The organism is Pseudomonas sp. FeS53a, assembly GCF_000931385.1.
GTDB lineage: Bacteria > Pseudomonadota > Gammaproteobacteria > Pseudomonadales > Pseudomonadaceae > Metapseudomonas > Metapseudomonas otitidis.
On record NZ_JYFT01000011.1, the window covers coordinates 54,535 to 68,944 of the forward strand.

Consider the following 14,410-nt stretch of genomic DNA (forward strand, 5'->3'; position numbering starts at 1 on the left):
CTCTTTGTATCCACCCGCGGTGCTGACCTGGGCGCCGGTGGGGTGGACTGGTGAAGCGCGGTCCACCCCGCTAGAGCTAGGCGTGCAGGGTTACTGCGGGATGAGGATGGAGAACTTTTTGTGGTGGGTGTTGCCATTGGCGTCACGCGCCTGGGCCACGAACCAGTGTGCGGTAGCAGAAGCGGTCCCGGCTTCCGGGGTGCCGCTGACCAGGCCGTCGGCGGCCAGCGTCAGGCCGGCCGGTGGATGGCCGCTGACCAGCTTCCAGGTGGCGCCACCGAGACCGCCGGTGGCGGACAGCTGGGCCTGGTAGGGCTGGCCGACGCGGGCCTCGGGCAGGGCGGCGGGGCTGTTGATCAGGAGACCGTCGTTGGGGTGGCTGGCGGCCAGGCGGTAGAACTTCACCCGCGCGCCTTCGGTGGCGCTGTCGCCGTGCATGTGCAGGTAGGCGCCGGCCTTGAAGTAGAAGGTCTCGCTGTTCCAGGCCGGGTCCATCGCCATGGTCGCCACCGGCCCGCCGTTGGCCGAGGCCATGGCGACGTTGTGGCTGACCTTCATCTGGTAGCTGAAGGTCTCGCCCAGGGCGATGTTCGTGGCGAGCACATGGTTGGTATAGGGCGGGCCCTGTTCCGGCAGACCCTGCAGCTTGGCGATGACGCGGCCGGTCTGCTTGGAGAAGTCATAGCGGTAGTAGAGGAGGATCAGCGGTGCGCTGCCGTAGCCGTGCACCTGGCCGACGATGACGATGCCATCGCGGGGCACTTGCATGACCTTGAGCAGGGCGTCCTGCACCGATTCGCCAGCCCCGCTCCAGGTCACGCCCAGGTTGGTCGGGTCGAGCATTTCGCGCAGTTCGGCGCGTGGGCTGCTTGAGCCGCCGGCCGTAGCACCGTTGATGGGTGTCCAGAAGGTCATCGAGCCGTCCTGCGGGTCGGTGCGGAACCAGCGGGACTGGTAGCCATAGGGGCCGGACAACTGGTCCGGGCGTATGGTGATCGCTTTGCCGGTGGTGTTGCCGTCGGCGTCCTGAGGCACGGTGATGTTCCAGTTCTCCAGGGCGAAGTTGCCGCCCGGGGCGACGCCCTTGTAGAGCTCGGCCTGGGCTTCGCCGAGCAGCAGGCAGCCGAGCAGGCCGAGCCAGCGGGCAGGGCGGTTGTGCAGGAGATGGGTGTGGGGCGGTTGGAACCTGGGCATGCCTTGCATCCTCGTCGTTGGGCTGCACCCCGCTCGAGACCGCCTGCTTCGACGCGCGTGCCTTCCCTGGGCTTCGTGGGCCTGCCGATGGGCAGGCCTTTCACAGACCCGGCGAGGGCGGAGAAGGTTCGTTTGCAGCGCGATGCCGCTGCCCCAGGCTGTGACGCCGCGCTCAACCCGGGTGCTGGGCCTTGAGAGTGATCAGCAGGTCGGCGAGCCGTTCGATGTCGGCGTCTGTGGTGCGCCAGGACGAGACGCTGAGGCGGAACGCCGGGCGCCCCTGCCACAGCGTGGGGCCGAACCACACCTCGCCCGTAGCCTGGGCGGCGAGGCGGATGGCCAGGGTCTGCTCGTCGCTGTCGGCGCGCACCAACACCTGGTTCAGCACCACGCGGTTGAGTACCTGGTAGCCGGCGTCGCGCAGGCGTTCGGCGAGGTATGTGGCCTGGCGCAGGTGGCGGTCGATCAATGCGCGCAGGCCGTCGCAGCCGAGGCTGGCCAGGGCTGCCCAGATGGGCACGCCACGGGCGCGGCGGGAGAATTCCAGGTTGAGGTTCTTCTGCGCATCGCGGGAGGCGCTGGCGTAGGCGGCGTCGCTGTTCATCGCCGTGGCCAGGGCCTCGGCATCCCGGCAGATGGCCATGGCGCCGTCGTAGGGGGTGTTCAGCCACTTGTGGCCGTCGGTGGTCCAGCTGTCGGCCTGCTCGACGCCTTCGGCCAGCGCGGCGGCGGAGCTGGCCCGCGCCCAGAGGCCGAAGGCACCGTCGACGTGCACCCAGGCGCCAGCGGCGCGGGCGCGGGGGATGAGCGCGGCGAAGGGGTCGAATTCGCCGGTGTTGACCTCGCCGGCCTGCAGGCAGAGGACGGTCATGTCGTCCAGCGGCGGCAGTTGCGCCGGGTCGATCCGGCCCAGCTCGTCGACGGGCGCCACTAGCAGACGGTTGATGCCGAAGCCGAGGATGCGCAGGGCTTTCTTAACGGTGATGTGCACGCTGGCGGAGACCACCACGCGCACCTCGGGCGCGCCCATCAGGCCGTCGCCGTCGAAGTCCCAGCCCTTGCGTGCGAGCAGGGTGCGGCGGGCGGCACTGAGGCAGGCGAGGGTGCAGGCGGTGGCACTAGTACCGAAGCCCACGGCGCTCTCGGCCGGCAGGCCGAGGCTCTCCAGCACCCAGCGTGCGGCGGCCTTCTCGATGCGGTCGGCGGCGGGGGAGTTGTCGAAGGAGGACGCGCATTGGTCCCAGGCCAGCACCAGGCGCTCGGCAGCGGCGGCGGCCGGCAGGGTGGCGCCGATGACGAAGCCGAAGTAGCGGCCACCATTGGAGGCCGTGGTAGCGGGGGAGCCCAGCTCGTCCAGCTGCCGTAGCACCCCTTCGGGTGAACGCCCCTGCTGCGGCAGTGGGCCTTCGAAGCCGGCCAGTGCGGCGATGGCGTCGGGCGTGGGGAAGACGCGCCGCCCGGGGATGCCGTCGAGGTAGGCGAGGGCGCGGCGGTCGGCGTCTTCGAGGAGTTGGCGTTCGGTGTCCATGGCGGCCTCGGCGTGGGAAGAGGGCCACCTTAGCGCGAGGTGCGGGTTCGCAGCAGGTACAGCTCGAGCCCGAGATGGCTGTACAGCTGGGGGCGGGGAGGGCGAGGCCGCTGCAACAGCGAGGGTTCTGACCCGTACAGTTGCCTCGCCGTCCTGATCAGCGGGGCATTACCTGCTTCACCTGGCTTTCGGGAATGCGCTGCTCACGGCCTTCGCTGTCTTCGAATTCGAGCATGCCGGTGTCGGCGTCCAGCTCCGGTTTGCCGTCACTGGTGAGCATCTGCCCGTCGGTGGTCTGGACGAGGTACTCGCTGGAGCAGCCTGCCAGGCCCAGCAGGCAGACGAGGATGAGGGGCCAGCGTTTCATGGGGATTCTCCTGTTCCGGTGGTTGTCGCTTCGCCATGGCTGATGGCCAGTGCGGGCGTTCAGGCATTTGGGCCGTCGCCTGCGCCGGGGAGTTCAGGAAAAATCTGCGCCCAAGAAAAAGCCCCGCACGGGGCGGGGCTCTTTCAACAACGCGTGGATCAGGCCTGGATGACCGGGATCTTGGCGTTGGCTGCAGCTTCGCGGAACTCGGCGATCTGGTCGAAGCTCAGGTAGCGGTAGATATCGGCAGACATGCTGTCGATGTCCTTCGCATAGGCCATGTACTCCTCGACGGTCGGCAGCTTGCCGATGATCGAAGCGACAGCGGCCAGCTCGGCAGATGCCAGGAACACGTCGGTGGCATCGCCCAGACGGTTCGGGAAGTTACGGGTCGAGGTGGAGACCACGGTCGAACCGGTCTGGACGCGAGCCTGGTTACCCATGCACAGCGAGCAGCCCGGCATTTCCATGCGCGCGCCAGCCTTGCCGTAGATGCCGTAGTAGCCTTCTTCGGTCAGCTGGTGGGCGTCCATCTTGGTCGGCGGGGCCAGCCACAGACGGGTCGGAATGCCACCCTTGACCTTGTCCAGCAGTTTGCCGGCGGCGCGGAAGTGACCGATGTTGGTCATGCAGGAACCGATGAACACTTCATCGATCTTGCGGCCCTGGACGCTGGACAGCAGGCGAGCGTCGTCCGGGTCGTTCGGGGCGCAGAGCACGGGCTCCTTGACGTCGGCCAGGTCGATCTCGATGACGGCGGCGTACTCGGCGTCCTTGTCGGCTTCCAGCAGCTCCGGCTTGGCCAGCCAGGCTTCCATCGCCTGGGCGCGACGCTCCAGGGTGCGGGCATCGCCGTAGCCTTCGCCGATCATCCAGCGCAGCAGGGTGATGTTGGACTGCAGGTATTCGGCGATGGCTTTCTCCGGCAGCTTGATGGTGCAGCCCGCAGCGGAACGCTCGGCAGAGGCGTCGGACAGCTCGAAGGCTTGCTCGACGGTCAGGTCGTTCAGGCCTTCGATCTCGAGGATGCGGCCGGAGAAGATGTTCTTCTTGCCTTTCTTCTCGACGGTCAGCAGACCAGCCTGGATGGCGTAGTAGGGGATGGCATGCACCAGGTCACGCAGGGTGATACCGGGCTGCATCTTGCCCTTGAAGCGCACCAGCACGGATTCGGGCATGTCCAGCGGCATGACGCCGGTGGCGGCGGCGAAGGCCACCAGGCCGGAACCGGCCGGGAAGGAGATGCCGATCGGGAAGCGGGTGTGGGAGTCGCCACCGGTGCCGACGGTGTCAGGCAGCAGCATGCGGTTCAGCCAGCTGTGGATGATGCCGTCGCCCGGACGCAGGGAAACACCGCCGCGGGTCATGATGAAGTCCGGCAGGGTGTGGTGGGTCTTGACGTCGATGGGCTTCGGATAGGCCGCGGTGTGGCAGAAGGACTGCATCACCAGGTCGGCGGAGAAGCCCAGGCAGGCCAGGTCCTTCAGCTCGTCACGGGTCATCGGGCCAGTGGTGTCCTGGGAGCCGACGGTGGTCATCTTCGGTTCGCAGTAGGTGCCCGGACGGACGCCCTTGCCTTCCGGCAGGCCACAGGCGCGACCGACCATCTTCTGCGCCAGGGTGAAGCCCTTGCCGCTGTCGGCGGGGGCTTCCGGCTTCTTGAACAGGTCGGATGCGGGCAGGCCCAGTTCGGCGCGTGCCTTCTCGGTCAGGCCACGGCCCACGATCAGCGGGATACGGCCGCCGGCGCGGACTTCGTCCAGCAGGACCGGGGTCTTCAGTTCGAAGGTGGTGACCACTTCGCCGCTGTCATGACGCACGACCTTGCCTTCGTACGGGTACACGTCGATGACGTCGCCCATGGCCAGGTTGGTGCAGTCGAATTCGATCGGCAGGGCGCCGGCGTCTTCCATGGTGTTGTAGAAGATCGGGGCGATCTTGGTGCCGAAGCAGAAGCCGCCTGCGCGCTTGTTCGGTACGTAGGGGATGTCGTCGCCGAAGAACCACAGCACCGAGTTGGTGGCGGACTTGCGGGAGGAACCGGTACCGACCACGTCACCGACGTAGGCAACCGGGAAGCCCTTGGCCTTGACGGCTTCGATCTGCTTCAGCGGGCCGACGGAGCCGGGTTGTACCGGCTCGATGCCGTCGCGGGCCATTTTCAGCATGGCCAGGGCGTGCAGCGGGATGTCGGGGCGCGACCAGGCGTCCGGAGCGGGGGACAGGTCGTCGGTGTTGGTTTCGCCGGGGACCTTGAACACGGTCAGGGTCAGCTTCTCGGCAACGGCCGGGCGGGCCTTGAACCACTCGCCATCGGCCCAGGACTGCAGCACGGCCTTGGCGGCGGCGTTACCTTTTTTGGCGCGTTCGGCGACGTCGTGGAAGGCGTCGAACATCAGCAGGGTGTGCTTCAGCTGCGCGGCGGCGACTTCGGCCAGCTCGGCGCTGTCCAGCAGCTCCACCAGGGTGGCGATGTTGTAGCCGCCCTGCATGGTGCCCAGCAGCTCGACGGCGCGAGCCTTGGAGATCAGCGGGGAGGTGGCTTCGCCCTTGGCGACGGCGGACAGGAAGCCGGCCTTGACGTAGGCGGCTTCGTCAACGCCCGGGGGAACGCGATTGGTGATCAGGTCGACGAGGAATTCTTCTTCGCCAGCGGGCGGGTTCTTCAGCAGCTCGACCAGGCCTGCGGTCTGTTCGGCGTTCAGCGGCTGGGGTACGACCCCCTGGGCGGCACGCTCTTCTACGTGTTTGCGATAGGCTTCAAGCACAGTTTTACCCTCATCAGTGGTCCCTAGTCTTGGTTCGGGACGCTCATCCAGGATTCCACCGAACACATGCGCCGCGCGGCTTTTTGGGCCGCCTGGCCAGTGTTTCGATGGTTCCATCCAGAAGCTGCTTTCAAAGTTTTACGCCGGAAGGAAGAGCCTGATGAGGGCTGGCGTTGGGTCTCATCGGGAGAGGAGAACCCAGCGCCAAGATTTCCTGCCGGATCGACTGTGCTCGTGACGCTTTGAAAACAGCTTCCAACGGATTTGGCGCCTAAAACGGCGGAACGATTCTAAAGGAAAGCGGAACCGAAGTTAAGACAAAAGCCCCGCCTATCTTGGGGTGACCCTGCTTAGACAAAGGGCTAAGATGCCGCGTCCGTACCTGCGTTACCCAATGTCCCCGCCATGCCCAACCAGCGCATCAAGACGCCTTGCGTCGGCCTCTGCTCCACCGTCTACGGCGATACCGTGTGCCGGGGTTGCAAGCGTTTCCACCACGAGATCATCAACTGGAATCTCTACAGCGACGAGGAGAAGCGCGCGGTCTGGCGCCGCCTGGAGCAATTGCTGGTGCAGGTGGTGGAGGCCAAGCTGGAGGTCTTCGATCCGGCGCTGCTGCGGGGCCAGCTGGAGCAGCGGCAGATCCGCTTCGTACCGGAGCAGTCGGTGTATTGCTGGGCGTACCAGCTGATCGCGCGGGGCTCGCGGGTGATCAACCGCCTGGAGGCCTATGGGTTGGTGTTGATGCCGGAGTTCCGCGACTGGCCGCTGCCGGACCTGCGCGAGGCCATCGACCGCGAGTTTTTCCTGCTCTCCGAGGCGCACTACGAGCGCTACATCGCCCCGCGCTTCCTGCGCGAGGGCATGGAACTCCGCGTTTGACCCGCCCATAAGAAAGCCGCCCGTCGGGCGGCTTTCCGTTCATCGCTCGATTCAGTGCTGGGCTACCAGTTCCTCCAGGTGGGCGATGATCTCGTCCGGCTTCAGCACCAGCACGTCGCTTTCCAGCGCATCCAGGACCACCTCGGCGGTGTTGCCGATCAGCGCGCCGGAGAGGCCGGTACGGGCGACGGTGCCGATCACCGTGACGGCAGCCTTCAGGGTCTTCGCCGCATAGGGGATGATCACGTCCGCCGGGCCTTCGGCGATGTGCAGGTTGTCATCACTGACGTCGAACTCCTCCTGGAATTCCTTGCAGGCATTGCGGTAGCGCGCCTCGATGCTCTCCTTGAGCTGGAAGGTCGGGTCCGCAGCCGAGAGCATGGGGGAGGGGTGGGCGCTGACCACGTGCAGGCTGCCCCGCGCCAGACTGGCGATGTCGTAGCCGTGGCTGATGATGCTGGCGTGCAAGGTACGGTGCGGGCCGTCGTTGTTGCCCACGTCCACGGCCGCGAGGATCACGCCACCGGTCCAGGGCGTATCGGTCTTCACCATCAGCACCGGGCCTGGGCAGTAGCGCAGGAGTTTCCAGTCGTCCGGCGTGAGCAGGGCGCGCTTGAGCGGGTTCTCCGGCACGTGCTGCTTGATCACCAGGCCACAGCCTTCGGCCTGTTGCACGGTGATCACCGTCTGGTGCAGGTTCTCGTGCCAGGCCTGCTGGGTGCTGACGCTGTAGCCGTCGCCGGTCAGGGTGCCGGCCAGGTCGGCGAGCCAGGCGCTGTGGTCCTGCTTGCGATCGCAGACCAGCAGGTGCAGGTGGGATTGGGTCACGCCGGCGATCAGCGTGGCGCGCTTGAGCGCCAGGCTCTCGGGGTGGCTCGGATCGACTACCACCAGAATGCTGCGAATGGCTTGCATGGTCATGCTCTCCCTGTGAGACAGATGGCTGGGAGTCACTCTAGCGGCGATTGCACGAACGTGCTTGATGCATATCAATCGCGGATGGCTGGCCGGCGACCGGTGCATTCGTATAATGCGCACCTTTTTGCCGAGGCCTCGCCGTGAGTGCCCTGGCTGTCTGCTGCCCGAACTGGAGTGCCCGCCCGATGAACCTGCCGGAGATCCACGATTTCCTCCCCTGCCGCACCCCGCAGGCCTGGGTGGAGGCGGCGCTGGCCGATCAGGAAACCCTGCTGATCGACCACAAGAACAACGAGTTCAAGGCGGCGTCCACCGCCATGGCACTGATCGCCAAGTACAACACGCACCTCGACCTGATCAATTTCATGTCGCGCCTGGCCCGGGAGGAGCTGGTCCACCACGAGCAGGTGCTGCGGATCATGAAGAAACGCCACATTCCCCTGCGGCCGGTATCGGCAGCGCGCTACGCCTCGGGCCTGCGCAAGGCGGTGCGCAACCACGAGCCGGCCAAGCTGGTGGACACGCTGGTGGTGGGCGCCTTCATCGAGGCCCGTTCGTGCGAGCGCTTCGAGTCACTGGTGCCTCACCTGGACGAGGACCTGGGCGCGTTCTATTTCGGCCTGCTGAAGAGCGAGTCGCGGCATTACCAGGGCTACCTGAAGCTGGCCTACCAGTACGGTGAGGCGGCGGACGTGGACGCGACGATCGAACGGGTGCGTGGCGTGGAACAGGAGCTGATCGAGAGCTCTGACGAGGAGTTCCGCTTCCACAGCGGTGTGCCGGCCTGAATCCGGCCCACAAAAAAGCGCCCCGAGGGGCGCTTTTCTGTGGGCGGTGCCTGGTCAGTCCTTCACTTTCAGGTCCAGGGCCAGGTCGCGGGCGGCCTTGGTGGCGAGCACCCCCATCAACTGGCCGATCTCGTCCTGGCGGCTGGTGGCGCCGTTCTGGCCGGCGCCCATCATCACGCTGGGCACCGGTGCCTGGGCCGCGGCTTCGGCCCAGACCTTGTTGATGGCGATCAGTGCATCGAGCTTGGGCTGCAATGCGCCGTCCGCCTTGATCACCGCTTCGCGGGCATAGGCCTCGGCGTCGGCGGTGATCTTGGTGGCCTGGGCGGTGATGCTCGCCTTGTCACGCAGCAGTTCGGCGGTCTGCTTCTCGATCTCGGCGCGGCCTTTCTCGCGCTCGGCGTTGATGCGCGCCAGCTGCTTCTCGGTCTCGGCCTGGGTGGTGCGCTCGATCTGGTCGCGCAGGGTCTCCTGGCGGCGGGCCTCCACTTCCTTTTCACCGCGGGCGGTGACCAGCAGCTTCTCTTCCTCTTCCTTCAGGCGGTTCTGCCGCGCCACGGCCAGTTCGGCCAGGGCCTGCTGGACCTTGACCATGCGCTGCTTGTACTGCGGGTTGGGGTCGACGTTGGTGATGCGCGCCTCCACCACTTCCACGCCGTACTTGCGGAACTGCTGCTGCTTGCGCACCGGGATGCCCTTGGAGTCGATGACCTTCTCGGTGACGAACTGGCTGGCATTGTTGTCGCCGAAGGTGCCCTGCTCGGTGCCGGCCTGGAGGATGGCGGTCTGGTGGGGCATGGCGCCGCGCGGGCCGCGCACTTCCTTGCGCTTGATCAGGTAGAGGCCGTCGTTGAGCTGGTTCTCGAACTCGGCGGCGAACTCGCTGCGGGCGCCGGCATAGAAGTCGTCGGCGGTCATCAGGGAGGCAGTGGCCTGCAGGGTTTCCTTGATGGCCGGAACCAGGGCGGTGCGGATGAAGTTCTCGGGGTTGCGGTATTCCTGGGCGATCTTCAGGAACTGGTCGCCGCCCGGCAGGCGGAAGCGCGCGGAGGACTCCACCTTGGCGTCGACGTTGCCGAGGAACACGATGGGGAAGGCTTCGATGGTGGCGCCGAGGGAGTCGTTGTCGCTGTTCTCGTCGATCTGGTTGAGCGCTTCGGTGAGCACCGACTGCACGCTCAGGGCCTTCTTCCAAGGGGTGGCGCGGCCGAACCACTTGGTGGCGTAGCCGACATCGTCCACTACCTTCTCCTCGCCGAAGATGGTTCGCACGTGGGTGGCGAAGCCGGCTTCGTTATAGAAGAAAACGCCGTTGAACAGGGCGAAACCGAGGCCGGCAGCGGCAGCGCCGCCGACCAGGTACTTGATGTAGGGGGCGTTCGCAAACTGCATGGTCGCTCCTTGACGGTGTGGGGATGCGGAATGCTGGAGGCCGCATGCCGCCTCGTCAAGCAGCACTCACTCGGGCTGCGGGCAGGTTCTCGCTGCGGCAGTCAGTCGAGGGCGAATGGCGCCTGGCGGAAGCCGTCGGCGTCCACTTCCAGCGCCCAGCCCTGGCGGTCCCAGTCACCCAGCACGATGCGCTGTGCCGGCTGCCCGCCGATTTCCAGGGTGTGCACCGCCGGTCGATGGGTGTGGCCGTGGATGAGCGTGGGCACCTTGGCGTCGATCATCACCCGGGTGACTTCCTCGGGGGTGACATCGACGATGTCGTAGGCCTTCTGTCGGGTCTGGGCGCGGCTCTCGCTGCGCAGCTTGCGGGCCAGGCGGTGACGCACGCGCAGGGGCAGGTGGCGCAGGATGAAGAGGGTCAGCGGGTGGCGCAGGATGCGGCGCAGGCGCATGTACGCCTCGTCGCGGGTGCACAGGCTGTCGCCGTGCATCAGCAGCACCGGGTGGCCGGCCAGTTCGGCCTGGGCCGGGTCGCCCAGCAGGGTGCAGCCGGCCTCGCGGCAGAACCGCTCGCCGACGAGGAAGTCGCGGTTGCCGTGCATCAGGAACAGCCGCGTACCGCCGTCAGCCACCTGCCGCAGGGCACGGGCGATGGCGTGTTGGTAGGGGGTCATGGCGTCGTCGCCGATCCAGGCTTCGAAGAAGTCGCCGAGGATGTACAGCGCTTCGGCCTGGCGGGCGCGGGTGTCGAGGAAACGAAGAAACGCCCGGGTGATGTCCGGGCGTTCCTCTTCGAGATGCAGGTCGGAGATCAGCAGGATCACTCGACGATCTCGGCCTTCTCGATGATCACGTCTTCGACCGGGACGTCCTGGTGGCCGGCCTTCATGGTGGTGGCTACGCCCTTGATCGCGTTGACCACGTCCATGCCTTCGGTCACCTGGCCGAACACCGCGTAGCCCCAGCCCTGGGTGGTGGGGGCGCTGTGGTCGAGGAAGTCGTTGTCGGAAACGTTGATGAAGAACTGCGCGGAGGCGGAGTGCGGGTCCATGGTGCGTGCCATGGCGATGGTGCCGACCTTGTTCGACAGGCCGTTGTTGGCCTCGTTCTTGATCGGTGCGCGGGTGGATTTCTGCTTCATGCCGGGCTCGAAGCCGCCACCCTGGATCATGAAGTTGGAGATGACGCGGTGGAACACGGTGCCGTCGTAGTGGCCGGCTTTTACGTATTCCTTGAAGTTGGCGGTGGTTTCAGGCGCTTTGTCCTCGAAGAGTTCCAGGGTGATGACGCCGTGGTTGGTGTGCAGCTTGATCATGGGCAATTCGCTCTGAACGTGAAATCCGAAGGCCTGTCAGGGGGTTGACAGCTTCGGTATGATAAGCGCTTTGATTTGGCCGGCCTACCCTGAGCCGCAAAGCATGATCTTAAGGACACCATGAGCAAGCCAGAGACCCCCGTCGTCGCCACGAACTTCCTTCGCCCCATCGTCCAGGCCGACCTGGACGCCGGCAAGCACGCGAAGATCGTCACCCGCTTCCCCCCGGAACCCAACGGCTACCTGCACATCGGCCATGCCAAGTCGATCTGCCTGAACTTCGGCCTGGCCCAGGAATTCGGCGGCGACTGTCATCTGCGCTTCGACGACACCAACCCGGCCAAGGAAGACCAGGAATACATCGACGCCATCGAGCGCGATGTGAAGTGGCTGGGCTTCCAGTGGGCGGGCAAGGTTCGCTACGCCTCGGACTACTTCGACCAGCTGCACGCCTGGGCCGTCGAGCTGATCAAGGCCGGCAAGGCCTTCGTCTGCGACCTCACCCCCGAGGAGATGCGCGAGTACCGTGGCAGCCTGCATGAGCCGGGCAAGAACAGCCCGTTCCGCGACCGCTCCGTCGAGGAGAACCTGGACCTGTTCGCCCGCATGAAGGCCGGCGAGTTCCCGGACGGCGCCCGTTCCCTGCGCGCCAAGATCGACATGGCCTCGCCGAACATCAACCTGCGCGACCCGATCCTCTACCGCATCCGCCACGCCCATCACCACCAGACCGGCGACAAGTGGTGCATCTACCCCAGCTACGACTTCACCCACGGCCAGTCGGATGCCATCGAGGGCATCACCCACTCCATCTGCACCCTGGAGTTCGAGGACCATCGCCCGCTCTACGAATGGTTCCTGGCCAACCTGCCGGTGCCGGCGCAGCCGCGCCAGTACGAGTTCTCGCGCCTGAACCTGAACTACACCATCACCAGCAAGCGCAAGCTCAAGCAGCTGGTGGACGAAGGGCATGTCAGCGGCTGGGACGACCCGCGCATGTCCACCCTGTCCGGCTACCGCCGCCGGGGCTACACCCCCGAGTCGCTGCGTAACTTCTGCGAGATGATCGGCGTCAACCGTGCCAGCGGCGTGGTGGACATCGGCATGCTGGAATTCAGCATCCGTGATCACCTGGACGCCACCGCCGCCCGCGCCATGTGCGTGCTCAAGCCGCTCAAGGTGGTCATCACCAACTACCCGGAAGGCCAGGTCGAGCAGCTCGAACTGCCGCGCCACCCGAAGGAAGACATGGGCGTGCGCACGCTGCCCTTCGCCCGCGAGATCTACATCGACGCCAGCGACTTCGAGGAAGTCCCGCCTGCCGGCTTCAAGCGCCTGGTGCCCGGTGGCGAAGTGCGCCTGCGCGGCAGCTACGTGATCCGTGCCGACGAAGCCATCAAGGACGCCGACGGCAAGATCGTCGAGCTGCGCTGCTCCTACGACGAGAACACCCTCGGCAAGAACCCCGAAGGGCGCAAGGTCAAGGGCGTGATCCACTGGGTGCCGGTGGAAGGCAGCCTGGAGTGCGAAGTGCGCCTGTACGACCGCCTGTTCCGCTCGGCCAACCCCGAGAAGTCGGAAGAGGGCGGCAGCTTCCTCGACAACATCAACCCCGGCTCGCTGGTGGTGCTCACAGGTTGCCGTGCCGAGCCGTCCCTGGCCCAGGCCCAGCCCGAGGAGCGCTTCCAGTTCGAGCGCGAAGGCTACTTCGTTGCCGACCTCAAGGACTCCAGGCCCGGCCAGCCGGTGTTCAACCGCACCGTCACCCTGCGTGACTCCTGGGGGCAGTGATGGCGCTGACGATCTACAACACCCTCACCAAGGCCAAGGAAGCCTTCCAGCCCCTGGAAGGCAACAGCGTGCGCATGTACGTGTGCGGCATGACCGTGTACGACTACTGCCACATCGGCCATGCCCGGGTGATGGTCGCCTTCGACGTGGTCACCCGCTGGCTGCGCGAGCGCGGCTATGACGTGACCTACGTGCGCAACATCACCGACATCGACGACAAGATCATCAAGCGCGCCCAGGAGAACGGCGAGCCGTTCGAAGCGCTGGTGGACCGCATGATCGCCGCCATGCACGAGGACGAGGCGCGCCTCTCCGTGCTGCGCCCGGACATCGAGCCCCGTGCCACCGGCCACATCGCCGGCATGCACCAGATGATCCAGACCCTCATCGACAAGGGCTTCGCCTACGCCCCCGGCAATGGCGACGTCTACTACCGCGTCGGCAAGTTCGAGGGCTACGGCAAGCTCTCCCGCCGCCGCATCGACGAGCTGAAGATCGGCGCGCGCATCGAGGTCGACGAATCCAAGGAAGACCCGCTGGACTTCGTCCTCTGGAAGGGCGCCAAGCCCGGCGAGCCGAGCTGGGAATCCCCCTGGGGCGCTGGCCGTCCCGGCTGGCACATCGAGTGCTCGGTGATGTCCACCTGCTGCCTGGGCGAGACCTTCGACATCCACGGCGGCGGCCCGGACCTGGTGTTCCCCCACCACGAGAACGAGATCGCCCAGAGCGAGGCCGCCACCGGCAAGCTCTACGCCAAGGCCTGGATGCACGCCGGCGCGGTCCGTGTGGATGGCGAGAAGATGTCCAAGTCCCTGGGCAACTTCTTCACCATTCGCGAGGTGCTGGAGAAGTACCACCCCGAGGTGGTGCGCTACCTGCTGGTGTCCAGCCACTACCGCAGCCCGATCAACTACTCCGAGGACAACCTCAAGGAAGCCAAGGGCGCCCTGGAACGCTTCTACACCGCCCTGCGCGGCCTGCCGGTCGTCGAGGCGGCAGGTGGCGAAGCCTTCGTCGAGCGCTTCGGCGCAGCCATGGACGATGACTTCAACAGCCCCGAAGCCGTCGCCACCCTGTTCGAGATGGCCCGCGAGGTGAACCGCCTGCGTGACAGCGAGCCGAGCACCGCAGCCGCCCTGGCGGCACGCATGAAGGCCCTGGGTGGCCTGCTCGGCCTGCTGCAGCTGGAGCCGGATGTGTTCCTCCAGGCCGGTGCCACCGGCAAGGTGGACGCCGCCGAGGTCGAAGGGCTGATCCAGGCGCGCCTGACCGCGCGTGCGGAGAAGAACTGGGCCGAGTCCGACCGCATCCGCGACCAGCTCACCGCCATGGGCGTGGTGCTGGAGGATGGCAAAGGCGGCACCACCTGGCGCCTGGCTGAATAACAGCTGACCGACGGGGCGTTGCGGACAACGCCCCATCCAAGCGCCATAAAAAAACCGGGACCTGCAGAGGTCCCGGTTTTCT

12 protein-coding genes are annotated in these 14,410 nt (G+C 66.2%); 4 read left to right on the plus strand and 8 right to left on the minus strand.

The window, feature by feature from the left end; translation table 11 throughout:
* Positions 1-90: 90 nt before the first annotated feature.
* From SZ55_RS03935 to acnB, 4 genes are all read right to left on the minus strand, one after another.
* Positions 91-1,194 (minus strand): polysaccharide lyase family 7 protein, encoded by a 1,104-nt coding sequence (locus SZ55_RS03935; RefSeq protein ID WP_052807515.1) that lies wholly within the window; start codon positions 1,192-1,194, stop codon positions 91-93.
* A gap of 172 nt (positions 1,195-1,366) precedes the next feature.
* Positions 1,367-2,722, minus strand: coding sequence for a pyridoxal phosphate-dependent decarboxylase family protein (locus SZ55_RS03940; protein WP_044401665.1), 1,356 nt, complete (start codon positions 2,720-2,722; stop codon positions 1,367-1,369).
* Positions 2,723-2,879: 157 nt separating this feature from the next.
* On the minus strand, positions 2,880-3,089 hold the full coding sequence (locus SZ55_RS03945; RefSeq protein ID WP_044401668.1) for a YgdI/YgdR family lipoprotein: 210 nt from the start codon (positions 3,087-3,089) through the stop codon (positions 2,880-2,882).
* A gap of 158 nt (positions 3,090-3,247) precedes the next feature.
* Complete coding sequence (gene acnB / locus SZ55_RS03950) at positions 3,248-5,857, minus strand: bifunctional aconitate hydratase 2/2-methylisocitrate dehydratase (protein WP_044401671.1); 2,610 nt, start codon at positions 5,855-5,857, stop codon at positions 3,248-3,250.
* Positions 5,858-6,262: 405 nt separating this feature from the next.
* Between acnB and SZ55_RS03955 the strand changes: the two genes are divergently transcribed.
* Positions 6,263-6,739, plus strand: a complete 477-nt coding sequence (locus SZ55_RS03955) for a DUF1289 domain-containing protein (RefSeq protein ID WP_044401674.1) — start codon at positions 6,263-6,265, stop codon at positions 6,737-6,739.
* A 51-nt stretch (positions 6,740-6,790) separates the two neighbouring features.
* On the opposite strand, the gene SZ55_RS03960 is transcribed toward SZ55_RS03955, so the two are convergent.
* Positions 6,791-7,654 (minus strand): universal stress protein, encoded by an 864-nt coding sequence (locus tag SZ55_RS03960; RefSeq protein WP_044402064.1) that lies wholly within the window; start codon positions 7,652-7,654, stop codon positions 6,791-6,793.
* A gap of 188 nt (positions 7,655-7,842) precedes the next feature.
* Between SZ55_RS03960 and SZ55_RS03965 the strand changes: the two genes are divergently transcribed.
* Entirely contained in the window at positions 7,843-8,445 is a 603-nt protein-coding gene (locus SZ55_RS03965) for a tRNA-(ms[2]io[6]A)-hydroxylase (RefSeq protein ID WP_044401677.1), read from the plus strand.
* Positions 8,446-8,499: 54 nt separating this feature from the next.
* Here the strand turns inward: SZ55_RS03965 and SZ55_RS03970 are convergent, their stop codons facing one another.
* The 3 genes from SZ55_RS03970 to SZ55_RS03980 form a co-directional block, all read right to left on the minus strand.
* Positions 8,500-9,837 (minus strand): SPFH domain-containing protein, encoded by a 1,338-nt coding sequence (locus SZ55_RS03970; RefSeq protein WP_044401680.1) that lies wholly within the window; start codon positions 9,835-9,837, stop codon positions 8,500-8,502.
* A gap of 101 nt (positions 9,838-9,938) precedes the next feature.
* Entirely contained in the window at positions 9,939-10,661 is a 723-nt protein-coding gene (gene lpxH / locus SZ55_RS03975) for a UDP-2,3-diacylglucosamine diphosphatase (RefSeq protein WP_044401683.1), read from the minus strand.
* The gene (locus SZ55_RS03980; RefSeq protein WP_044401686.1) at positions 10,658-11,152 is read right to left on the minus strand and encodes a peptidylprolyl isomerase; all 495 of its coding nucleotides are present in this window, start codon (positions 11,150-11,152) and stop codon (positions 10,658-10,660) included. Before SZ55_RS03980 ends, lpxH begins: the two co-directional genes overlap by 4 nt.
* Before the next feature lie 120 nt (positions 11,153-11,272).
* On the opposite strand from SZ55_RS03980, the gene SZ55_RS03985 reads away from it, so the two are divergent.
* Together SZ55_RS03985 and cysS are read left to right on the plus strand one after the other, a co-directional pair.
* Positions 11,273-12,943 (plus strand): glutamine--tRNA ligase/YqeY domain fusion protein, encoded by a 1,671-nt coding sequence (locus SZ55_RS03985; protein WP_044401689.1) that lies wholly within the window; start codon positions 11,273-11,275, stop codon positions 12,941-12,943.
* Positions 12,943-14,328 carry a cysteine--tRNA ligase gene (gene cysS / locus SZ55_RS03990; protein WP_044401692.1) on the plus strand — a complete coding sequence of 462 codons (1,386 nt, stop codon included), beginning with the start codon at positions 12,943-12,945 and terminating at the stop codon, positions 14,326-14,328. Before SZ55_RS03985 ends, cysS begins: the two co-directional genes overlap by 1 nt.
* Positions 14,329-14,410: the final 82 nt, after the last annotated feature.

Excerpts from the sequence above, each read along its gene's own strand:
- SZ55_RS03935 (WP_052807515.1), bottom strand. The coding sequence starts at position 1,194 with ATGCCCAGGTTCCAACCGCCCCACACCCATCTCCTGCACAACCGCCCT.
- SZ55_RS03940 (WP_044401665.1), bottom strand. The coding sequence starts at position 2,722 with ATGGACACCGAACGCCAACTCCTCGAAGACGCCGACCGCCGCGCCCTC.
- SZ55_RS03945 (WP_044401668.1), bottom strand. The coding sequence starts at position 3,089 with ATGAAACGCTGGCCCCTCATCCTCGTCTGCCTGCTGGGCCTGGCAGGC.
- SZ55_RS03955 (WP_044401674.1), top strand. The coding sequence starts at position 6,263 with ATGCCCAACCAGCGCATCAAGACGCCTTGCGTCGGCCTCTGCTCCACC.
- SZ55_RS03960 (WP_044402064.1), bottom strand. The coding sequence starts at position 7,654 with ATGCAAGCCATTCGCAGCATTCTGGTGGTAGTCGATCCGAGCCACCCC.
- SZ55_RS03965 (WP_044401677.1), top strand. The coding sequence starts at position 7,843 with ATGAACCTGCCGGAGATCCACGATTTCCTCCCCTGCCGCACCCCGCAG.
- SZ55_RS03970 (WP_044401680.1), bottom strand. The coding sequence starts at position 9,837 with ATGCAGTTTGCGAACGCCCCCTACATCAAGTACCTGGTCGGCGGCGCT.
- SZ55_RS03980 (WP_044401686.1), bottom strand. The coding sequence starts at position 11,152 with ATGATCAAGCTGCACACCAACCACGGCGTCATCACCCTGGAACTCTTC.
- SZ55_RS03985 (WP_044401689.1), top strand. The coding sequence starts at position 11,273 with ATGAGCAAGCCAGAGACCCCCGTCGTCGCCACGAACTTCCTTCGCCCC.
- cysS (WP_044401692.1), top strand. The coding sequence starts at position 12,943 with ATGGCGCTGACGATCTACAACACCCTCACCAAGGCCAAGGAAGCCTTC.